Consider the following 21799-nt stretch of genomic DNA (forward strand, 5'->3'; position numbering starts at 1 on the left):
TGTCTACACTGTGCCCCGTGTTCTCGCTCGGCCCCCGCTCCGTCCGTCTCCGGACCCAGATCCTGCTCCTGCAGATCGCCGTGGTGGGCCTGACCCTCGGACTCGCCTTCGGCGTCTTCGCCTACGTCAGTGGGCAGCGGCTGTCGGACGAATACGGCCAGCGCGCGCTCGCCGTCGCCCGCACGGTCGCCTCCGACCCGGAGGTGCGCGCGGAGGTATCGCGCTACGCGGGCATCGCTCTGCAACCCGGGCCCGCGCTGAAGAACGAACTCGCGCACGGTGACCTCGAACGGGTCGCCGACGACGCCAGGCTCCGCACCGACGCATTGTTCGTGGTGATCACCGATGACGCCGGAATCCGCCTGGCCCATCCCGACCGCGACCGACTCGGCGAAATGGTGAGCACCGACCCGACGAAGGCGCTCGGCGGCACCGAGTTCGTCATCCGGGAACACGGCACCCTGGGGGAGTCCGTGCGCGCCAAGGTTCCGGTCTTCGCGCCCAATGGCGAATCGGTGGTCGGCGAAGTCAGCGTGGGCATTTCGACCGCGGCGGTGCGCGACCAACTGCTGCGCGACCTCCGCCGCGCGGGCCTGCTGATCGGCGGCGCACTGCTGGCGGGCATTGCCGGATCGGTTTTGCTGGCTCGTCGCTGGCACGGCCTGACCCTCGGCCTGGAGCCATCGGATCTGGCCGACCTGGTCCGCGAACAGGACGCCGTTCTACACGGCATCGGCGAAGGCGTGGTCGCCGTGGATGCCCGATGGCGGATCACGGTCGTCAACGACGAGGCTCGCCGCCTGCTCGCCATCGACCCCGAACCCGGCAGCGCCCTCGACGCCATCGGCTTGACTCCTCGTGTCCTACAAGCCTTCCGAGCCGCGGACGGCCAACCCGTCCAGGCCGCCGTCGGCGATCGCATCGTCGTCGTCACCGCCCGCGCCGTCGCCCGCGACAACCGCCCACTCGGCGCGGTCCTGTCCGTCCGCGACCGCACCGACGTCGAATCCCTGACCCGCCAACTCGACGCGGTCTCCACCATGAGCACCGTCCTGCGCGCCCAGCGCCACGAATTCGCCAATCGCCTCCACCTGCTCTCCGGCCTACTGCACACCGACCGCCCCGACGAGGCCGCGCGCTACCTCGAGGAACTTCTCGGCACCGGCCCATTGGGCGCGACCCTTCCGGGTCTGGAAACCATCCGCGACCCCTACCTGCAAGCATTCCTCGCCGCCAAGTCCGCCCACGCCCGTGAACGCGGCGTCCATCTCCGCCTCGGCCCCAACACCTGGGTCGAAGCGAATCTCGCCGCCCCCGTTGACGTAACGACCGTCCTGGGCAACCTGCTCGACAACGCCATCGACGCCGCGGCGGCCGTGAGCTCCGCCGACTCTGAGCGTGCGGCCGGGTCGTCCACCCGTCATTCCGGCGTGCTCTTGGCCGGAATCCACCCTGCCGGTGTGGATCCCGGCCAAAAGAACGCCGGGATGACGAAGCAGCATTCCGCGGCCGGGGGATCGGGGCCGGTCGTCGAGGTGGAGTTGGTGCAGGAAGGGGACACCCTGCATATCGCGGTCGCCGACAACGGGGCGGGCGTTGCGCCCGATCTGGTGGATTCGGTCTTTGCCGAGGGCGTCTCGACCAAGTCGGGTGGTGGGCCCGGCGGGCGCGGGCTGGGGTTGGCGCTGTCGCGGCAGGTGGCGCGGGCGCGCGGCGGGGATGTGTGGCTGGCGGACCCGGGCGGTGCCGAGACGGCTGCGGGTGGGGAAGTCGAAGGCGAGAAGGCTTTGGGGGGAGCGGAATTCATTGCCCGGATGCCGGGTGTGTTGTCGGAAGAGGAAATGGTGTGGGAGAGCTGAGCGTGCTGGTGGTCGATGATGACTTCCGGGTGGCGAATATGCATGCGGGGATCGTGGCGGCATTGCCGGGGTTCGCGGTGGCGGCGACGGTGAACAGTTTGGCGGGGGCTCGGGCCGCTATTGCCGGGGCGCAGGTGGATTTGGCGTTGGTGGATGTCTATCTGCCGGACGGGTCGGGGATCGAGTTGGTCCGGGAGGTTCGGTTCGATGCCATGATGCTCACTGCCGCAACGGAATCGGAGACGGTGCGGGCGGCGCTGGCGGCGGGGGCGCTGGGGTATCTGGTGAAGCCGTTCGATCATGCGGTGCTGGCGGCGCGGCTGGCGGGGTATGCGCGATACCGGCGGATCCTCGCGGCGCCGGAGGTGACGGCGGGGGACGTGGACGCGGCGTTGGCGGCGCTGCGTCCGGCGGTGGTGGCCGCAGCGTCGGCGGCCGGTGCGGTGGCGGCTGCTTCGCCGACGAAAGACCTGGTGCTGCAGGCGGTTCAGGCCGCCGACGCGCCCATGTCCGCGGCGCAGGTCTCGGCCGCGATCGGCATCTCCCGCGCCACCGCCCAGCGCTATCTGGCGACCCTGGTCGGCGCGGGCGACCTGCGCATGCAACTGCGCTACGGCAGCACCGGCCGCCCGGAGCAGGAGTACTCCGCGCCCCGCCGCCCGCTGTGAAGGCACGCACAGGGGGCTTGGCAAATTCGGCGGTTTCTGGTTAACGTCGTAGGCGTGGCGGTGCTCCTGTCGGCCGACTTGTACCGGTCCAGGGTCGGGATCGTCACGAGTACAGGAGAATTCCTATCACTATCCAGTTCAACCACACCATCGTCGCGTGCGTCGACAATCAGGTTTCCGCCGAATTCTGGGCGGATATTCTCGGGGTGGAGGTGGGTAAGCCGTATGGTCCGTTCATTCCGATCACGGTCGGCAATGGCGTAACCTTCGACTTTTCCAATATGCCACCGGGATTCGAGGGCGAGCCGCAACCGCAGCACTACGCCTTCCTGGTGTCGGAGGAAGAATTCGACGCGGCCTACGAGAAGATCAAGCGGTACGGCATGACCTATTGGGCCGATCCGCGGCAGCAGGGCGTGAACGAGATCAACCACAATGACGGCGGCCGGGGGATCTATTTCCTCGATCCCGTCGGCCATTACATGGAGCTGATCACCGTCCCGTACGGCGGCTGGCCCCAACAGGTTTCATGACGCGGTAGATCTCAGGCGGACACCGCGACGCCCAGCGAGAGCGCACCCCAAGGCTTGGGGCCGTCCTTCTGGTAATAGCGGTCGATTTCGCGGATCTCGAACCCCGCCGATTCGACCAGGCCGCGAATATCGCGATTGAGGTGGCAGCCACCGGCCACGGCCTTCTGGATCGGGTTCAACCGGTTCTGCCACTTCACCACGCCGGGATCCGGTGCGAGACCGTGCTCGACGAAATGAAAAGTGCCGCCGGGCACCAATACTCGGCGCACTTCGGCGAGCGCGGTCTCGACATCGGGAATGGTGCACAGCGTCCAGGTGGACAGCGCCGAATCGAAGCTGTCGTCCTCGAACGGCAGGTGCTGCCCGTCCAGTCCGGCTCGCTCCACCGGCACCGTCGACGCGGCGACCCGTTCGGCCGCCATCTTCCAGCCGAGATCGGCGGGCTCGACCGCGCTGACCGACTTCACGGTGTCCGGATAGAACGGCACATTGCGTCCGGAGCCGAATCCGATCTCGACCACGCGCCCGTGCAGGTCGGCGCAGACCCGCTCACGCTCGCGGTTCAGGTATTTCGTCCCGCAGCACATGTCCACGAGCCGCGGCAGCACCCGGTCTTCGTAAATTCCCACCCCACCACTCTTCCCGCCGAAGTGCCCGCGCGCCATGTGCACGTGCACGAACGCTCATCGTGTCGGCGGGAAGCGCTGGGTCAGCCAGCCGGTCACGAAGGTCAGCACCTGCGGATCGATGGTGGTCTCGATACCGGCGTATTCCTTGGGGCTGCCGGTATCGGCGGGCTGCATCAGGTGATTGAGTCCGTCGAAGACGTGCACGGTGGCATCCGGGTCGGCGGCCAGCAGGCTGCGTGCGGGGCCCTCGCTCTGGGACGCGGCCACCTGCAGATCCTTGGTGCCGTAGAAGGCCAGCACCGGCATGCGCAGCGCCTGCAGTGCCGGGGCCGGGTCGTAGCCGATGAGCGCGGCCATATACGGGGTCACCAGTGCGGCGATATCGTCCTCGGAGAGCTTCTGCTCGGCGGGCAGCTCGTCATTGTGCTGGCGCACATAGGTCTTGGCGGCCTCCAGATCGCCCGAGCGCATGAGGGTCGACAGGGTCGAATTGAAGGCGACCGCCTTGTCGATCTCCTCGGGGGTCGCGCCCTGGGCGGTGAGGATGAGCCGGTTCTGCAGCACCAGGACATCCGAGCCGGGCACCGCCGGGCCCGCCATCATGATGACGAAGGCGACGCCGCTGTCCGGACGCGAGGCGTAGAGCGGGCCGACATAGCCGCCCTCGCTGTGCCCGAGCAGACCGATCCGTTTGGCATCGATCTCGGAACGTCCGCGCAGGAACGTCATTCCGGCGCCGATATCGTCGGCCAGATCCTTGTAGTCCGAGGTGTCGAGGTTGCCGCCGGTCTTGCCGACCCCGCGCTTGTCGGTGCGCAGGACCGCGTATCCGGCGCGGGTGAGGGTGTCGGCCAGCAGCAGGAACGGCTTGTGGCCGAGGATTTCCTCATTGCGGTCATTGGCCCCGCTGCCGTTGATCAGCACGACGGTCGGGAACGGGCCGCCGCTGTTCGGCTCGGTCAGCGTCCCGGCGATGGTGATGTCGCCGCTGCGGTAGGTGACGTCCTCGGATTTGTACGGGAACGGCGGCTTGGGCTCCTGCGGCCGCGACGGGCCCTCGACCTTGCCGCGCGTCAGCGTCAACGGGAAGCTCTGCCCGGCTTGGGTGAACTGCCCGGTGATGGTGTCCGAGCCCTTATCGTATTTACCCTGGTACGAGGGGTCTCCGGGGATCTTGGTAATGGCCCAGGAGACGCCGTCGGCATCGGCCTGCACCGCGCTGAGCGACTTGCCCTGCAACCCCTGCGCCGGAATGTCGATGGTCGCCTTGCCATCCTCGGCGAAGCTGACACCCACCGCCAGCGGATGATCGGGAATCTCGATGTTCCCGTGGAAGTCGCCGGTGACGCGCGGCGGCGCGGTCTCCTGCTTGGTCGCGCACCCGGCAACCAGGGCGACCCCCGCAACCAGAGAGACGATGGCGAGCACAGCCAGGAGTACCGACCGCAGCGTACGCATGATGCCCAGCCTACGCACCGACTCGCGATAACGACCCCATCCCGACTCGGACACTCCAAATAACCACTGGGCCAATGCGAATAACTCTCCCGTCCAGATCATTGCCCGGTGTGACCCATCGCTCGTACCGTGTAAAAGGTGAGCAATGATGCTTCCCGCACGGGTCTCGTGGACCTGCCCACCTCGGTGAGCGGCTACGCGACCAGCGAATTCGGTCCGCTGGTACGTACTTTCGCGCGAATGGTGGGTGGTCGCCCGGGGGCGGGCGGCGGGCTCACGGTGCATCTGCGCGGGGAGCCGCTGGTCGAGATCTGGGCCGGTGAGGCCGCGCCGGGGGTGGGCTGGGACGCCGACACCGGATCGATCGTCTTCTCCGCCACCAAAGGCATTGCGGCCACGGTCATCCACCGGCTCGCCGACCGGGGACTCATCGACTACGACGCTCCCGTCGCGCACTACTGGCCCGAGTTCGCGGCCAATGGCAAGCAGCGGATCACGGTGCGCGAGGTCATGTCCCACCGGGCCGGGCTGTACGGGCTGCCGGCGATCGCGCGCGGGCTCGACGACGTGCTCGATCACCGGATGATGGAAGAGCAGCTGGCCGCGGCGAAACCCGATCATCTGCTGGGCATTCCGACCTATCACGCGCTGACCTACGGCTGGCTGCTGGCGGGTCTGGCGCGCGCGGTGACCGGGCGGGGGATGGCCGAGTTGTTCCGCAGCGAGGTCGCCGAACCGCTGGGGGCCGAGGGCATTCACCTGGGCCTGCCGCCTTCCGGATCACCGACCAGCGCGGCCGTGCTGCAGGGCAACAAGCTCTCGGCGGTCGGCACGAATTACGTGTCGCTGGTGCTGGGCCGGGCCTACTCACTGCCCGGTGCGCTCGGCGCGGCAGCTCGCGCGCTGTTCCTGCCCGGCCTGGATCTGCTGCTCGAGGGCGAGGATCCGCCGATCCTGCACACCGAGCTCGGGGCGGGCAATGGCGTCTGCACCGCGACCGGACTGGCCACCGTGTACGGCGCGCTCGCTAATGACGGCATGCATCAGGGCCGCCGGTTCCTGTCGCCGCAGACCATCAAGGCGATGCGGCATGTCGAGACCTATCGGCTCGATCACGCCTTGTTCTACATCCCGATGATGTGGCACATGGGCTATCACTCCCTGCCGATCCCGGGCGCCCGCGCGGGCTTCGGGCACATCGGCCTCGGCGGCTCGTTCGGCTGGGCCGATCCGGGCCTGGGGCTTTCGGTCGGGTTCGTGCACAACCGGCTCGGCATCGGCGCCGCGAGTCTGGATCAAATCGCGTCGGCATGGGTGCTGCCGCTGGTGGTGCGGGGCGCTCACGCGGCGCGCCGCACCACTACCCATGTCGAACCGGCGGCCGCGTCCGTCGCCTGATCGCGAGTCGCTGATCGCCCGAGGGCGGTTCAGCGCCGGGCGATCGCGGCGAACACGCCGGGATCCACCAGGGTCGAGGTGTCACCGAGTTCGCGACCCTCGGCCACGTCGCGCAGCAGGCGGCGCATGATCTTGCCGGAGCGGGTCTTGGGCAGCTCCGGCACCACGTGGATGTCACGCGGGCGGGCGATCGGGCTGATCTCGCGGGAGACCTCGGCCTTCAGCTCGCGCACCAGATCGGTTCCGGTGTCGGTGGTTTCGGCGGTCAGGATGACGAAGGCGACAATGCCCTGACCGGTGGTCTCGTCCGAGGCGCCGACGACCGCGGCCTCGGCCACGCCGGAGTGACCGACCAGCGCGGACTCCACCTCGGCGGTGGAGATGCGGTGGCCCGACACGTTCATGACATCGTCGACCCGGCCCATGATCCACAGGTCGCCGTCGGCATCCAGGCGTGCGCCGTCACCCGCGAAATACCAACCGGTGGAAGCGAATCGATCCCAGTAGGTCTCGCGGAAGCGCTGCGGATCGCCCCAGATGCCGCGGGCCATGGAAGGCCAGGGCTGGGTCAGCACCAGCAGGCCGTCGGCGTCGCGGTCGCCCAGGTCGGTGCCGTCCTCGTCCACGACCTTGGCGGAGATGCCCGGAATCGGGGTCATGGCCGCGCCGGGTTTGGCGTCGGGTGTATCGGGTAGCGGAGCGATCATGATGGCCCCGGTCTCGGTCTGCCACCAAGTGTCCACGATGGGGGTTCGGTTGCCGCCGATGACTTCCCGGTACCAGCGCCAGGCTTCCGGGTTGATCGGTTCGCCGACCGAGCCCAGCAGTCGCAGGCTCGACAAGTCGTGGGCGCCGGGGATCTCGCGGCCCCACTTCATGAAGGTGCGCACCAGCGTCGGAGCGGTGTAATAGATGGTGACGCCGTACTTTTCGATGATCTGGAAGTGGCGGTGCTCGTCCGGGAAGTTCGGGGTGCCCTCGTACACGACCTGGGTGACGCGGTTCGACAGCGGTCCGTACACGATGTAGCTGTGCCCGGTGACCCAGCCGATATCGGCGGTGCACCAGTGCACATCCTGGCCGGGCTGGTGGTCGAAGACGATGTCGTGGGTGTAGGACGCCTGGGTCAGGTAGCCGCCCGACGTGTGCAGAATTCCCTTGGGTTTTCCGGTGGTGCCGGAGGTGTAGAGGATGAACAGCGGGTGCTCGGCGTCGAAGGGCTGCGCCTGATGCTCGGCCGGTGCCTGTGCGACCGTGTCGTGCCACCACAGATCCCGGCCCGTGGTCATCGGAGTTTCGATTCCCGTGCGCTGCACCACGAGTACGTGCTCGACGGTCGAATTACCCTCGGCCAGCGCCTCATCCACGGCCGCCTTGAGCGGAGCCGCAGTGCCGCGCCGCCATTGCCCGTCGGTGGTGATGACCATTCTGGCCCCGGCATCGTCGACCCGCTGTCGCAGCGCGCTCGCCGAGAACCCGGCGAACACCACCGAATGCACCAGCCCGAGCCGGGCACACGCCAGCATCGAGACGATGGCCTCGGGAATCATCGGCATGTAGATGGCCACCCGATCACCGGATCGCAGACCGAGCGCCGTGAGAGTGTTGGCGGCCCTGGACACTTCGGCCAGCAGGTCGGCGTAGGTGAGGTCGCGGCTGTCGCCGGGCTCGCCCTCCCAATGGATGGCGACCTGGTCGCCGTGCCCATCGAGGACGTGGCGGTCCACGCAGTTGTAGGCGACATTCAGCTGCCCGTCGGCGAACCACTCGGCGAACGGCGCGTCCTGCCAATCCAGCACCCGGGTGAAGGGTCGATGCCAATGCAGGCGGCGGGCCTGGTCGGCCCAGAATCCCTCCCGGTCCGATGCCGCCCGGTCGGTTTCGGTCGTGCTGGTCACTGCGCTTTCTCCTGTCGAATGATGGTGGGGGACAATGCCGTTCCCCGGGGCGGGCCGCGCGGTGCCCGCCCCGGGGCGGGTCAGTGCGCGACGGCCTTCTCGGCTCCGACGCCGGTGAGGGCGCGCACCTCCATTTCGGCGGCCTTGGCGGGGTCCTCGTCGGCCTTGCCGAGGAAGGTGCCCACGATGCCGAGCACGAAGGCCAGCGGGATGGACACGATGCCCGGGTTGGACAGCGGGAACCAGTCGAAGTCCAGCTTGGGCAGCATCGCCGTCTTGGAACCGGAGACGGCGGGGGAGAAGACGATCAGCACGATGGTCGAGATCAGGCCGCCGTACATGCTCCACAGCGCGCCGGTGGTGTTGAAGCGCTTCCAGAACAGCGAGTACAGGATGGTCGGCAGGTTCGCCGAGGCCGCCACCGCGAAGGCGAGCGCCACCAGGAACGCGACGTTCTGACCGTTGGCCAGGATGCCGAGGCCGATGGCCAGCAGGCCCACCACGACCGCGGTGATGCGCGAGACCCGCACCTGCTCGCTGTCGGAGACCTTGCCGCGCTTGATGACTCCGGCGTAGATGTCGTGCGCGAAGGATGCCGAGGCGGTGATGGTCAGACCGGCGACCACCGCCAGGATGGTGGCGAAGGCGACGGCGGAGATGACCGCCAGCAGCACCACGCCGCCGAGCTCGTAGGCCAGCAGCGGGGCGGCGGAGTTCTGTCCACCGGCCGCGCCCAGGATCTTGTCCGGGCCCACGATGGCGGCCGCGCCGTAGCCGAGCACCAGCGTGAACAGATAGAACGCGCCGATCAGGCCGATCGCCCAAACCACCGAGCGGCGCGCCTCTTTCGCGGTCGGCACGGTGTAGAAGCGCATGAGCACGTGCGGCAGACCGGCCGTGCCGAGCACCAGGGCCAGGCCCAGGGAGACGAAGTTCAGCTTGGAGGTGCCGTTCGCGCCGTACTGCGCGCCCGGTGCCAGCACATCACGCTTGGCCACGGCCTTGGCGGTCGACTCCGACACGTGCTGCTGCGCCGAGCCGAGGATGTCGGAGAAGTGGAATCCGAACTTGCCCAGCACCATCACGGTCATGAACGCCGCGCCCGCGATCAGCAGCACGGCCTTGATGATCTGCACCCAGGTGGTGCCCTTCATGCCGCCGACCAGCACGTAGACGATCATGAGAACGCCGGCGACCGCGATCACGATCGACTGCCCGGTGCGGCTCTTGATATCCAGCAGCAGCGCCACCAGACCGCCCGCGCCTGCCATCTGCGCCAGCAGATAGAACAGCGACACCGCGAGCGTCGACAGCGCCGCGGCCGTCCGTACCGGCCCCTGCTTGAGCCGGAAGCTCAGCACATCGGCCATGGTGAATTTGCCGGTGTTCCTGAGCATTTCGGCGACCAGCAGCAGCGCGACCAGCCATGCCACCAGGAAGCCGATGGAGTACAGGAACCCGTCGTACCCGTACACGGCGACGGCCCCCGCAATGCCGAGAAAGCTTGCGGCCGAAAGATAATCGCCCGCGATGGCGATCCCGTTCTGCGGCCCTGAGAACCCGCGCCCACCGGTGAAGAAGTCCGCCGCACCGGCATTGGACCGACTGGCCCGCACCACCACGACCATGGTGACGGCCACGAACAGCGCGAAGATCGCGATATTGACCGCGGGCTTGCCGACGGTCTCGGCCGCGGCATAGGTCAGCGTATTCACGCCCGATCCCCCTCCAACTCGGCGCGCAGCGCGGCCGCACGCGGATCCAGCTCCCGATTGGCGAACCGCACATACAGCCCGGTTATCACAAAGGTCGACACGAACTGCCCGAGCCCGAGCAGCAGTCCGGTATTCACATTCCCGAACACCTTGTGCGCCATGAAGTCATGGGCATACGCCCCCAGCAGCACATAGGTCAGATACCAGGTGAGAAACAGGGCGGTCATGGGAAACACGAATCGGCGCAACCGGTTCCGAAGCTCCTGAAACTCCGGACTGGCCTGCACGGCGACGAACTCCGCCGCCGTGGGCGCGGCCGGCGGAGTCCCGCCAACCTCAATACTGCTGCTCATCGAACGTTCCTAGCGTGTGACGTGGCTTACTTGCCGCGAAACGCTAGCCAGGACTTCATGATCAACACATGATGTGGCCCCGGTCACTCGCCGAAGGCCCCGCTCCGTGCGCCGAACGGTCGATCCCACGCGCCGAGCGGTCAGCCATCCAAGCGGCGCCGATGCTCGGCCACGTGCACCCGAGTCGAGCAGCGGGTGGTGCAGAAGCGACGCCTGCCGTTGCGCGAGGTGTCGACGAAAACAACGTCGCAGCCCTCCCGGGCGCAGCGGCCGATCCGGGTCGGGTCCTCGCAGAACAGTGCCGCGAGACCGAAGGCGGTGTACGCCTTCACCCGCTCGTCCACCGGGGCCGTTTCTTCGGCGTAGTGCAAGTGCGGGGCCCGACCGTCGTGCACCGAAATGTATGGGCGGCCGGTCGTCTTGGCCAGCAGCGCATTGAGCAGCTCAACCGACGGATTCGTGAACACCGCATCGAGTTCCCTTATCCACCGCCGCAATTCGGCATCCTGCCGTGCGTCGATCGGTCCGACCGGCTGGTAACCACTGCTCACGAGCAGCCGGCTGAGATCCTCGCCGGGTGCCGCGTTCACCAGCCGCACCGCAATCTCGGCGGCCACCCCGCCGTAAGGGTTGAAATGCACTAACTCATTACATCACTGTGAAGGCATGCCCGCTACCTGCCCCGCCTGCTCCTGGCCGACCCCGACCACCGTCTCCACCCACGGCGATATCCGCTACCTGCGCTGCGTTTGCGGCAAATGGCTGATCCAAGACCGTAACGAAGTACTGGCGACAGCGGGCCCCAGCACCTTCGCCGACCCGCACGAAACCCCTGCGCCCCGGTAAGCAGCAACCGCGAACGGGCCTGGACCTGCACTGAGACACCGAAATTGACGGAAATCCGAGATCAGCCCTCGGGGTAGAAGAGGAAAAGGGTGCAGCCGGTTGCGGTTGCGGGGATGTGCCAGGATCCGGCCGGGGCGTGGAGGAAGGTTCCGGCGGGGTAGTCGCGGGCGCCGTCGTTGAAGACGCCGGAGAGTACGTAGACCTCTTCCGGGCCGGGCTCGTGGATGTCGCGGTGGGGCCAAGAGGTGCCCGGGTCCATTTCCAAGATATTCGCGTGTGCGCCTGATTCTCCGGTCCATAGGTGGCGGACTCTGATTCCCGGGAAGAGTTCGCGGACAGGGGATTCGGCGGCGGGGACGGCGATGTAGCCGATCTGGTCGAGGATCTCGGAGTGCATGTCTGCCACCCTGCCGGGCGCGAGGCGTACCGGGCCAGTGTCGGGGAAGACACCATGGGGTACTTTCTTGCCATGCATCGTGTGGTGGCTCTGGTGCGGCCGGTGCAGCCGGTCTTCGAACTCGGGTGTGCCGTCGAGGTATTCGGTACGCGGCGGGGCGGGGTGGCGCAGCACTACGAGTTCGAGGTCTGCACCGAGAAACCCGGCCCGGTACCGAGTTCGGCCGGGTACGCGATGTTCGTTGAACGTGACCTGTCGGCGCTGGAGACCGCGGATACCGTCCTCATCCCGGGCTGGCATCCGCCCGAGGAACCGTTGTCCGACCGAGTGCGTGCAGCGCTGCTGCGCGCCCACGCCCGCGGGGCGCGACTCGCCACCATTTGCTCCGGAGTGTTCGCGCTGGCCCGCACCGGATTACTCGACGGTCGTTCGGCCACCACCCATTGGGCGGCGGCCGCGAACCTACAGCGCGAATTCCCTGCCGTACGGGTGGAGCCGGACCGTCTGTATATCGACCACGGCGACGTCGCCACCAGCGCCGGAGCCGGCGCGGGCATCGACCTGTGCCTGCATCTGGTCCGGCAAGACCATGGCCCCGCCCATGCCGCCCTGCTCGCCCGCCACATGGTGATGCCCCCGCACCGCGAGGGCGGCCAACTCCAATACGCCCCGACGCCACCACCGGGCGAGTCCCTCGACGGCCTGCTCGACTGGGCGGAAACCCGGCTCGCAACGCCACTCTCGGTAGCCGACATGGCCGCCCACCTCAACATCTCCCCGCGCACCCTGGCCCGCCGCTTCACCGACCAACTCGGCACCAGCCCCGGTGCATGGCTGCTGAGTCGCCGTGTGTCCCAGGCCCGCACCCTCCTCGAGGAGACCGACCTCCCGGTCGAGGCCATTGCCGCCCGAGTCGGCCTCGCCTCGCCGGTCAACCTCCGCCGCCGCTTCCGCGCTCAGGTGGGCACCACCCCGGCCGCCTACCGCCGCGCATTCCGCACATCGTGATTCACCGGCGCGGCCGGTCAGGTCGAGTGGAGGCCAGGCTCACGGTCGGCGCTCAGGCCTAGGACTTCGGGGGCGTGGAGGCGGACGAAGATTCGGGCGACTTCGGGGGTGGGCTGGGCTCGGGTCAGGCGGCTGACGGCGATCATGGTCAGGAAAGACAGAGGGACACTTACGGCTGCGGGGTAGCTCAGGATTGCGGCGGGCCAGCCGTTGGCGATTCGGTCCGGGATGCCGCCTGCTACCGAAATTGCTGTTGCTGCACCGGAAGTGAGGCCGCCGGTGATCAAGCCTGCTGCTGCACCTGGGGCGGTGAGGCCGCGCCACCAGATGCCCAGGGTGAGCAGGGGACAGAGGGTCGATGCCGCTACCGAGAAGGCCAGGCCGACTGTGCGGGAGAGGTCGAGGGAGACTACGACCAGTGAAAGGGCCAGGGGGACAGCGCCTGCGATGAGGGCCGCCAGTCGGAAATCGCGGATTCGGCCGCGGAGGAGGTCGGTGCTGACTACGCCCGCGATGCTGACCAGTAGGCCGGATGAAGTGGATAGAAAAGCGGCCAGAGCACCTGCGGCGACGAGCGCGCCCAGCAGTTGACCTGCCAATCCGCCCAGTACTGATTCGGGGAGGAGTAGGACGGCGGCGTCTGAGGCGTCGGAGCCTAGGACCTGGGGTGTGAAGACTCTGGCGAAAGCGCCTAGCAGGGTGGGGAACAGGTAGAAGACGCCGACCATGCCGATTACCGTTGCGGCCGTTGCGCGGGCGGCGCGGCCGTCGGGGTTTGTGTAGAAGCGGACCAGGACGTGGGGGAGACCCATGGTGCCCAGGAAGGTCGCGACGATCAGGGAGTAGACCGCGTAGAGGGGGTGGGGGCCGCCGAAGCCGCCGCCGGGGCGCAGCCAGGGGCCGAGATCGGTTGTCGCCGGGCGGTTGCCGAGGAAGTGGGCGGCCAGCACCAGGGCGGGGAGGGCGACGGCGGTCAGCTTCAGCCAGTACTGGAAGGCTTGGACGAAGGTGATCGAGCGCATCCCGCCGCCGGCGACGGTGGCGATGACGATGGCCGCGACCGCGACCGCCCCCACCCAGCCGGGTACGCCCAGCAGGATTCGCAGTGTCAGGCCCGCGCCCTGGAACTGCGGGATCAGGTACACCGCGCAGACGAGCACCACGACAAGCGCTGCCAAACGTCGCAAACGCAAAGAGCCGAGCCGGAATTCGGTGAAATCCGGGACCGTGTACGCCCCCGAGCGTCGTAGGGGTGCCGCGACGAAGAGCAGCAAGCCCAGATAGCCCGCCGTGAAACCGACCGGGTACCACAGGGCGTCCGCTCCGTATTTGGCGATCAGCCCGGCGACGCCGAGAAATGAGGCGGCGGAGAGGTATTCACCCGAGATGGCCGCCGCGTTCCACCGGGGCCCCACACTGCGGGAGGCGACCAGGAAGTCGGAGGTGGTGCGCGCCAGCCGCACTCCGTACACGGCGATCCCGACTGTCGCCACGGCGGCGGCCAGCAGTGCGATCAGCGTGATAGGCGAGGTGTGCGAATCCATCTCAGAGTCCGGTCCAATCCATCTCAGTCCCTGGTCAATTCGTTGAAGTCGCGTTCATTGCGCTCGGCCAGCCGGGTGTAGATCCTGCCCACGACGTACAACAGCGGATACGCCGCCGCTCCCAACAACAGCCACGGCAGCCGGATTCCGAACACCGTCGCCGTCCCGAGCGGCCCCAGAAAAACCAGCGGCAGCGCACCCAGCACGACCACGGTCACCAACCCCAGCCGCGCCGCCAGCCCGAATTGCGCCCGGATCAACCCCCCGATCAGCACCGCCCCCACCTCGGTCTGCTCGGCCACCTCCACTCGCGCCCGCACCACCCGCGCCCCCCGCCGCTCGGCCAACACCACCCGTTCCCGCACCGGCTTCCGCTGCTCAGCGTTCATCGCCCGCCTCGGGTGCGGGGCGATGCGGGGATGAGGCGTTGCTTGAGTTCGCGGACCTGGCGGCGGGCTACCGGCAACTCGACGGCGGGGGAGGGGCCGACGGCGCGGAGACAGACGACCGTGCTGGTGCCGACGGTGCGGAGGCCGGTGACCTCGCGGAGGGCGACCAGGTAGGAGCGGTGGACTCGGACGAAACCTGCCTCGCGCCAGCGGTTCTCCAGTTCGGAGAGGGGGATTCGGACCAGATGGGAGGCGGATTCGGTGTGTAGGCGGGCGTAGTCGCCGTCGGCTTCTACCCAGTTCACGCTGTCGCGGGCGACCAGGGTGGTGACGCCGCCGAGTTCGACGGGGATGACGGCGTGGGGGTCGGTTGGTTCGGGCTGTGGGCGTTCGGTTGTGCGGGCGGACGGGGCGTGGCCGGTGGCGATTCGGCGGACCGATTCGGCCAGGCGGGCTTCGCGGATGGGTTTCAGGAGGTAGTCGACCGCGCCCAGGTCGAAGGCGGCCACCGCGCGGTCGTCGTGGGCGGTTACGAAAACCACGGCGGGCGGCGACGCGAATTCCGAGAGGATTCCGGCCAATTCCATGCCGTCGAGGCCGGGCATGTTGATGTCGAGGAAGACCGCGTCGACGGGGTGGGCGCGCAGGACGCGCAGGGCCGAGGTGGCGTCGGCGGCCTGGTGGATTTCGCCGACCTCGGGGCGAGTGCGCAGCAGGTAGACCAGCTCGTCCAGAGCGGGCTTCTCGTCGTCGACGGCCAGTACGCGCAGTGCGCCCGGCCCATTCACGGTGGTCTGAGTCACAACGGGGTCATCGTACGGTGCGGTTTGTCCGATAGGAGAGGGGTGGGCGAACCGTCAGGGGTGGATGCCGGCGCGGAATTTAGGAATGCGCATGATGACCTTGGTGCCTGCCCGGGGCGCGGTTTCGACGATCAAGCCGTAGTCGTCGCCGAAGGCGGCGCGCAGGCGGTCGTCCACATTGGCCAGGCCGATATGGGCGGATTCGCCGGAAGGGGCGTCGGCGGAGTTCTTTTCGACGGCATCGAGCGCGCCGGAGCGGAGCAGGTCGGGATCCATGCCGACGCCGTCGTCCTCGATGGTGATGACGCAGTCGGTGCCTTCGTCGGCGGCGATGAGGGTCAAGGTGCCGCCGGACGGTTGCGGAGCCAGGCCGTGGCGGACCGCGTTCTCGACCAGCGGCTGCAAGGCCAGGAACGGCAGGACCACGCCCAGCACCTCCGGAGCTACCTGGAGCCGGACCTGCAGGGCGTCGCCGAATCGGGCGCGCTCGAGCACCAGGTACCGGTCGATGTTCTTCAATTCGTCGGCCAGCACGGTGAATTCGCCCGCGGTGCGGAAGGAATACCGGGTGAAGTCGGCGAAATCGAGGATGAGCTCCCGCGCCCGCGCCGGATCGGTGCGCACGAACGACGCGATCGTGTTCAACGCGTTGTAGATGAAATGCGGGCTGATCTGCGCCCGCAGCGCCCGCACCTCCGCGCGGTCGAGCCGGGCGCGGGAGGCGTCGAGTTCGGCCAATTCGATGTGCCCGCAGGCATATCGGGCCACCTCCGCGACCGCGCCCAGCATCCCTGGATCGGGCTGCCCGGTGACGACCGCGCCCAGCGCACCCGCCATACCCCCGTATTCGGTGGACAGCGGCTGGGCGATGACGGTGTGCGCCCCCGCGCCGGGACCGGCGACCAGCAGCGGTCGCGCGGTGGAAATGGCCCGCCGCGCCGCATCGATGAAGATGTCCGCCAACTCCGGATGCGGCCCCTCCCAAGCCAGCAACGTGCCCTCGGCATCGGCGATGCCCAGCGCCTGCGCCCCGGTCAACGCGCGCAGATGCGGTGCGGCCTCGGCCGCGGAGTCGGCGGTCAATCCCCGCCGCAGCGGGCGCGCCGCCTCGGAGGCGGTGTGCAGGACCGTGTGCACCGCGCGTTCGGCGGGCGTGGTCACCGTGCGCCGGGTGCGCGGCCAGGCCAGCAGCGCGCCCGCGATCAGCACACCCGAGACCAGGATGGCGGCGGTAGTCATGCCGTCCCGCGCGGGCCGGTCATGCCACTCGCGCGCGGGCGATTGCGCCGCAACCTGTTCATGGCCTGATTATCACTGAGCCGTTGCCGCAGTGGCATTCACCACCTCCGGTGCGGAGTTCGCCACGTCCGCCGCCGCTGAACTGGCGACACGCGAGGACGCCACGCCGATCTTGCGACCCGCCCCGCGTGCCTTCGGAACCTGTCGGCGGGTGCACTTAAGATGGCCGGGTGTCAGCCTCGTCGGGATCATTCGTCCATCTCCACAACCACACCGAGTACTCGATGCTCGACGGCGCGGCGAAGATCACGCCCTTGTTCAAAGAGGCGACACGACTGGGCATGACCGCCGTCGGCATGTCCGACCACGGCAATATGTACGGCGCCTCGGAGTTCTACAACTCCGCCAAGAAGCAGGGCATCAAGCCGATCATCGGCATCGAGGCCTACATCGCGCCGGAGTCCCGGTTCAACACCAAGCGCGTGCTGTGGGGCGACCCGTCGCAGAAGTCCGATGACGTCTCCGGTTCGGGTTCCTACACCCACATGACCATGGTCGCCGAGAACGCGACCGGTCTGCGCAACCTGTTCAAGCTGTCGAGCCTCGCCTCCATCGAGGGCCAGCTCGGCAAGTGGGCGCGCATGGACGCCGACATCATCGCCGAGCACGCCGAGGGCATCATCGCCACCACCGGCTGCCCCTCGGGCGAGGTGCAGACCCGCCTGCGCCTGGGCCACGAACGCGAGGCCCTCGAAGCCGCGGCCAAGTGGCAGGAGATCTTCGGCCCGGAGAACTTCTTCCTCGAGATCATGGACCACGGCCTGTCCATCGAACGCCGGGTGCGCGAGGGCCTGCTCGAGGTCGGCAAGAAGCTCGGCATCCCGCCGCTGGCCACCAACGACTGCCACTACGTGCACGAGCACGACGCGGCCAATCACGAAGCGCTGCTGTGCATTCAGACCGGCAAGACGCTCTCGGACCCGACCCGCTTCAAGTTCGACGGCTCCGGCTACTACCTGAAGTCCGCCGAGGAGATGCGCGCCATCTGGGACGCGGAAGTCCCCGGCGCCTGCGACAACACGGTCCTCATCGGTGAGCGCGTCCAGTCCTACGAGGATGTCTGGGCCCACCGCGACCGGATGCCGATCTTCCCGGTCCCCGAGGGCGAGACGCAGGCCAGCTGGCTGCGCAAGGAGGTCATGCGCGGCCTGGACCGGCGCTTCCTCAAGGGTGTTCCGCCCGAGTACATCACGCGCGCCGACTACGAGATCGGCGTCATCAACGAGATGGGCTTCCCGGCCTACTTCCTCATCGTCGCCGACCTCATCACCTACGCCCGCAGCGTCGGCATCAATGTCGGCCCGGGCCGTGGTTCGGCGGCCGGCTCGCTGGTCGCCTACGCCATGGGCATCACGAACATCGACCCGATTCCGCACGGTCTGCTGTTCGAGCGCTTCCTCAACCCGGAGCGCGTGTCCATGCCCGATATCGATATCGACTTCGACGATCGCCGCCGCGGTGAGATGGTCCGCTACGCCACCGAGAAGTGGGGTACCGACCGGGTCGCCCAGGTGATCACCTTCGGTACCATTAAAACCAAAGCGGCGCTGAAGGACTCGGCGCGCGTGCAGTTCGGTCAGCCGGGCTTCGCCATCGCGGATCAGATCTCCAAGGCGCTGCCGCCGCCGATCATGGCCAAGGACATTCCGCTCTCGGGCATCATGGACCCGGAGCACGAGCGGTACAAAGAGGCCGCCGAGGTCCGCGAGCTCATCAATACGAACCCGGACGTCAACAAGATCTACGAGACCGCGCGCGGTCTGGAAGGTCTGATCCGCAACGCCGGTGTGCACGCCTGTGCCGTGATCATGTCCAGCGAGCCGCTGACCGACGCGATCCCGGTGTGGAAGCGCGCGCAGGACGGCGCGATCATCACCGGCTGGGACTACCCGTCGTGTGAGGCCATCGGCCTGTTGAAGATGGACTTCCTGGGCCTGCGCAACCTGACGGTCATCGGTGACGCGCTGGTCAATATCAAGAACAACCGCGGCATCGAACTCGACCTCGACACGCTGCCCCTGGAAGATCCCGCCACCTACGAATTGCTCGCGCGCGGTGACACTCTCGGCGTCTTCCAGCTCGACGGTGGCGCCATGCGAGACCTGCTGCGCCGCATGATCCCCACCGGCTTCGAGGACATCGTCGCCGTGCTCGCGCTGTACCGCCCCGGCCCCATGGGCATGAACGCGCACAACGACTACGCCGACCGCAAGAACGGGCGGCAAGAGGTCAAGCCGATTCACCCCGAATTGGAAGAGCCTCTGAAGGACATCCTGCGTGATACCTACGGCCTGATCGTGTATCAGGAGCAGATCATGCAGATCGCGCAGAAGGTGGCCGGGTACTCCCTCGGCCGAGCAGACATTCTGCGTCGCGCCATGGGTAAGAAGAAGGCCGAGGTCCTCGAGGCCGAATTCGAGGGCTTCGAAAAGGGCATGCTGGAGAACGGTTTCTCCAAGCCCGCCATCAAGGCGCTGTGGGACACGATTCTCCCGTTCGCCGGTTACGCGTTCAACAAATCGCACGCCGCGGGCTACGGCCTGGTGTCGTTCTGGACCGCGTACCTCAAGGCCAACTACCCCGCCGAGTACATGGCCGGTCTGCTCACCTCCGTCGGTGACGACAAGGACAAGGCCGCCGTCTATCTCGCCGACTGCCGCCGCCTGGGCATCCAGGTGCTGCCGCCCGACGTCAACGAGTCCGAGATCGAATTCGCCTCCGTGGGCAATGACATTCGCTTCGGCATGGGCGCGGTGCGCAATGTCGGCGCGAACGTGGTGTCCTCGATCATTCAGGCACGCAAGGAGAAGTCGAAGTTCACCGACTTCTCCGACTACCTGAACAAGATCGACGCCGTGGCCTGCACCAAGAAGGTCACCGAATCCCTCATCAAGGCAGGCGCTTTCGACTCGCTCGGGCACCCGCGCAAGGGCCTGCTGCTGGTGCACTCCGACGCCATCGACGCGGTCATGTCGACCAAGAAGGCCGAGGCCATCGGCCAGTTCGACCTGTTCGGCGGGCTCGACGAGGGTGACGAGTCGATCGCCAGCGTCTTCAATGTGAAGGTCCCCGACGAGGAATGGGAGACCAAGCACAAGCTCGCCCTGGAGCGGGAAATGCTGGGCCTGTACGTGTCCGGGCATCCGCTCAACGGCGTCGAACACGTGCTGGCCGCCCAGTCCGACACCCAGATCCCCGCCATCCTCGAAGGTGATGTCAAGGACGGCGCGCAGGTCACCATCGGCGGCATCTTCGCCAATGTCACCCGCCGCGTGAACAAGAACGGCCTGCCCTGGGCTTCGGCGCAGCTCGAGGACCTCTCCGGTGGCATCGAGGTGCTGTTCTTCCCGCAGTCCTACTCGGTCTACGGCATGGACGTCACCGAGGACGCCATCGTCCTGGTGAAGGCGCGCGTCAGCGCCCGCGACGATCGCGTGTCGCTGATCGCCAACGATCTTGTGGTGCCGGATCTTTCGTCCATCGGCGTGGACAAGCCGGTGTCGGTGGTCATCCCGACGCGGCTGTGCACCCCGGACAAGATCGGTGAGCTCAAGCGCGTGCTGAACCGCCATCCGGGCACCGCCGACGTCCACATCCGCCACGTCGGCTCCCGCGACCGCACCACCACGCTGAAGGTCGCCGACAACCTACGGGTCTCCCCGTCGAGCGCCCTGATGGGTGACCTCAAGGCGCTGCTCGGCCCGGGCTGCCTCGGCGGCTGATCCCCCTGATCTTCTTGGGGTGGGCTCGCCTCCGCGATTCGGGTCGATTGCGGCGGTAGGGTGCGCGGCATGCTGCGTTTGCCGCGTGTTCGCCGAATTGGGGTGCTGCTCGCTGCCGGGCTGCTGGTCGCATCCACGGCCTGCGGGCACAGCGGACCGCATTCGGTCCCGGTGAGCCCTTCGGCCGGCCCGAACGGCCGGGCGGCCGCGCCGATCCCGGAGGGTGCGCCCGCCGCGCCGGCAGCCGTCGCGGCCACGCCGACCGGGCTGCTGCTGTATGGGAAGCCCTGGTGGCCCGCGGGATTCAACGGTCCGCAGCTGGCGACCGACTATGCCGTCAACTTCGGTTGTGGGGCCGAGGTCGACCTCGACGCGTTCTTCGCCAAGGTGCCGGAGCATTCCCTCACCCGTTTCGCCATGTTCCAGGCCCTGGCGGTGAACAAGAACACTGGCGCGCTCGACTTCACCGCGGCGGATGCGGTGTTCGCGGCGGCCGAGAAATACGGCCGCATCGTGTTGCCGGTGCTGGCCGCGCAGACCGGCGACTGCGGTGACGAGATCTTCAAACAACAGCAGTGGTACGCCGAGGACTGGAAGAAGGACATTCTCGTGCCCGGCCGGACCGTCATGAGCTTTCGGGATTGGGTGCGCACCGCGGTCAATCGCTGGCGGGGTTCACCGGTGCTGGCCGGGTGGGAGCTCATCGGTGAGCCGGAGCCGAGCAATTGTCTTGGCAGCCAGTGCGACCTGCGGCTGCGCACCTGTCCCAAGGACGCCGCCCAGGTCCTGCGCACGTTCATGGACGAATCCGGGCAGATCGTGCGGGAGCTGGACCCCCGGCGGTTGATCTTCGCCGGGTACGTGGGCGGAAGCCAGTGCGGCATCGCCGGAGACGCCTTCGGCCATGTAAGCAGATCCCCGAATATCGACGTGGTGGAGTACCACGACTACAGCGAGGACGGCGACCCGCTGCCGGGCGGCCCGAACAACGGGTTGGCGCGCCGGCTGCAACAGGCGCGGGAGATCGGAAAACCCTTGCTGGTCGGGGAGATCGGCGAATATGCCGGATCCTGCGACACACTGGAGAATCGGCGAGACATCATGGACCGGCGCATCACCGGCCAGCGTGCCGCCGGGACGGCGGGCGCGCTGGTCTGGGCCTATGTTCCCGATCCACGCCCGGACCAGTGCACCTACGATGTGGGTCCCGATGATCCGCTCTGGCAGGTCGTGGAGCGGCAGACCACGTTCGGCTGAACCGATCCGGTTCTCGTGCGGGA

Annotated in this window: 19 protein-coding genes; 8 read left to right on the plus strand and 11 right to left on the minus strand. The window is 67.8% G+C overall.

All coding sequences use genetic code 11. The annotated features are described in order from the left end of the window. Window positions 1–17: 17 nt before the first annotated feature. The 3 genes from ON43_RS12210 to ON43_RS12220 all read left to right on the plus strand — a co-directional run bounded on the left by ON43_RS12210 (window position 18) and on the right by ON43_RS12220 (window position 3060). Window positions 18–1859 (plus strand): ATP-binding protein, encoded by a 1842-nt coding sequence (locus ON43_RS12210; protein ID WP_040806981.1) that lies wholly within the window; start codon window positions 18–20, stop codon window positions 1857–1859. After that, entirely contained in the window at window positions 1856–2527 is a 672-nt protein-coding gene (locus ON43_RS12215) for a response regulator transcription factor (protein ID WP_083913359.1), read from the plus strand. Before ON43_RS12210 ends, ON43_RS12215 begins: the two co-directional genes overlap by 4 nt. A gap of 125 nt (window positions 2528–2652) precedes the next feature. Next, complete coding sequence (locus ON43_RS12220) at window positions 2653–3060, plus strand: VOC family protein (RefSeq protein WP_040806985.1); 408 nt, start codon at window positions 2653–2655, stop codon at window positions 3058–3060. Window positions 3061–3071: 11 nt separating this feature from the next. Here ON43_RS12220 and ON43_RS12225 read toward each other — a convergent pair whose 3' ends face one another. Together ON43_RS12225 and ON43_RS12230 are read right to left on the minus strand one after the other, a co-directional pair. Further along, entirely contained in the window at window positions 3072–3689 is a 618-nt protein-coding gene (locus ON43_RS12225) for a class I SAM-dependent methyltransferase (RefSeq protein WP_040806986.1), read from the minus strand. Window positions 3690–3743: 54 nt separating this feature from the next. Beyond that, window positions 3744–5147 carry an alpha/beta hydrolase family protein gene (locus tag ON43_RS12230; RefSeq protein ID WP_040806988.1) on the minus strand — a complete coding sequence of 468 codons (1404 nt, stop codon included), beginning with the start codon at window positions 5145–5147 and terminating at the stop codon, window positions 3744–3746. A 138-nt stretch (window positions 5148–5285) separates the two neighbouring features. Here ON43_RS12230 and ON43_RS12235 point away from each other — a divergent pair, with 138 nt between their 5' ends. Next, on the plus strand, window positions 5286–6545 hold the full coding sequence (locus tag ON43_RS12235; RefSeq protein ID WP_051178313.1) for a serine hydrolase domain-containing protein: 1260 nt from the start codon (window positions 5286–5288) through the stop codon (window positions 6543–6545). A 29-nt stretch (window positions 6546–6574) separates the two neighbouring features. Here ON43_RS12235 and acs read toward each other — a convergent pair whose 3' ends face one another. The 4 genes from acs to ON43_RS12255 all read right to left on the minus strand — a co-directional run bounded on the left by acs (window position 6575) and on the right by ON43_RS12255 (window position 11152). Further along, the gene (gene acs, locus ON43_RS12240; RefSeq protein ID WP_245568554.1) at window positions 6575–8443 is read right to left on the minus strand and encodes an acetate--CoA ligase; all 1869 of its coding nucleotides are present in this window, start codon (window positions 8441–8443) and stop codon (window positions 6575–6577) included. A gap of 80 nt (window positions 8444–8523) precedes the next feature. Beyond that, window positions 8524–10158: a monocarboxylic acid transporter gene (locus ON43_RS12245; protein ID WP_040806991.1), complete on the minus strand. Its 1635-nt coding sequence runs from the start codon at window positions 10156–10158 to the stop codon at window positions 8524–8526. Next, the gene (locus tag ON43_RS12250; protein ID WP_040806993.1) at window positions 10155–10511 is read right to left on the minus strand and encodes a DUF485 domain-containing protein; all 357 of its coding nucleotides are present in this window, start codon (window positions 10509–10511) and stop codon (window positions 10155–10157) included. The genes ON43_RS12245 and ON43_RS12250 overlap by 4 nt, the downstream gene beginning before the upstream one ends. A 140-nt stretch (window positions 10512–10651) precedes the next feature. Beyond that, window positions 10652–11152: a CGNR zinc finger domain-containing protein gene (locus ON43_RS12255; RefSeq protein WP_040806995.1), complete on the minus strand. Its 501-nt coding sequence runs from the start codon at window positions 11150–11152 to the stop codon at window positions 10652–10654. Window positions 11153–11177: 25 nt separating this feature from the next. Between ON43_RS12255 and ON43_RS43635 the strand changes: the two genes are divergently transcribed. Further along, entirely contained in the window at window positions 11178–11357 is a 180-nt protein-coding gene (locus ON43_RS43635) for a hypothetical protein (protein WP_083913350.1), read from the plus strand. A 61-nt stretch (window positions 11358–11418) separates the two neighbouring features. On the opposite strand, the gene ON43_RS12260 is transcribed toward ON43_RS43635, so the two are convergent. Further along, complete coding sequence (locus ON43_RS12260; protein WP_040806998.1) at window positions 11419–11754, minus strand: cupin domain-containing protein; 336 nt, start codon at window positions 11752–11754, stop codon at window positions 11419–11421. 72 nt (window positions 11755–11826) lie between these two features. Here ON43_RS12260 and ON43_RS12265 point away from each other — a divergent pair, with 72 nt between their 5' ends. Then, complete coding sequence (locus tag ON43_RS12265; RefSeq protein WP_040807001.1) at window positions 11827–12762, plus strand: GlxA family transcriptional regulator; 936 nt, start codon at window positions 11827–11829, stop codon at window positions 12760–12762. 17 nt (window positions 12763–12779) lie between these two features. On the opposite strand, the gene ON43_RS12270 is transcribed toward ON43_RS12265, so the two are convergent. Genes ON43_RS12270 through ON43_RS12285 form a run of 4 tightly spaced genes read right to left on the minus strand, consistent with a single transcriptional unit; the run spans window position 12780 to window position 16737 of the window. Beyond that, window positions 12780–14306 carry a sodium/solute symporter gene (locus ON43_RS12270; protein WP_051178314.1) on the minus strand — a complete coding sequence of 509 codons (1527 nt, stop codon included), beginning with the start codon at window positions 14304–14306 and terminating at the stop codon, window positions 12780–12782. Between the two features lie 23 nt (window positions 14307–14329). Further along, window positions 14330–14695, minus strand: a complete 366-nt coding sequence (locus ON43_RS12275; RefSeq protein WP_051178315.1) for a hypothetical protein — start codon at window positions 14693–14695, stop codon at window positions 14330–14332. Beyond that, the gene (locus tag ON43_RS12280) at window positions 14692–15498 is read right to left on the minus strand and encodes a LytR/AlgR family response regulator transcription factor (RefSeq protein ID WP_051178316.1); all 807 of its coding nucleotides are present in this window, start codon (window positions 15496–15498) and stop codon (window positions 14692–14694) included. The genes ON43_RS12275 and ON43_RS12280 overlap by 4 nt, the downstream gene beginning before the upstream one ends. A gap of 54 nt (window positions 15499–15552) precedes the next feature. Next, window positions 15553–16737: a sensor histidine kinase gene (locus ON43_RS12285; protein WP_040807003.1), complete on the minus strand. Its 1185-nt coding sequence runs from the start codon at window positions 16735–16737 to the stop codon at window positions 15553–15555. 230 nt (window positions 16738–16967) lie between these two features. On the opposite strand from ON43_RS12285, the gene dnaE reads away from it, so the two are divergent. Together dnaE and ON43_RS12295 are read left to right on the plus strand one after the other, a co-directional pair. Next, entirely contained in the window at window positions 16968–20519 is a 3552-nt protein-coding gene (gene dnaE / locus ON43_RS12290; RefSeq protein ID WP_040807004.1) for a DNA polymerase III subunit alpha, read from the plus strand. Window positions 20520–20588: 69 nt separating this feature from the next. Further along, window positions 20589–21776 carry a hypothetical protein gene (locus ON43_RS12295; protein ID WP_051178317.1) on the plus strand — a complete coding sequence of 396 codons (1188 nt, stop codon included), beginning with the start codon at window positions 20589–20591 and terminating at the stop codon, window positions 21774–21776. Window positions 21777–21799: the final 23 nt, after the last annotated feature.

The sequence above is a fragment of the Nocardia concava NBRC 100430 genome (assembly GCF_000308815.1).
GTDB lineage: Bacteria > Actinomycetota > Actinomycetes > Mycobacteriales > Mycobacteriaceae > Nocardia > Nocardia concava.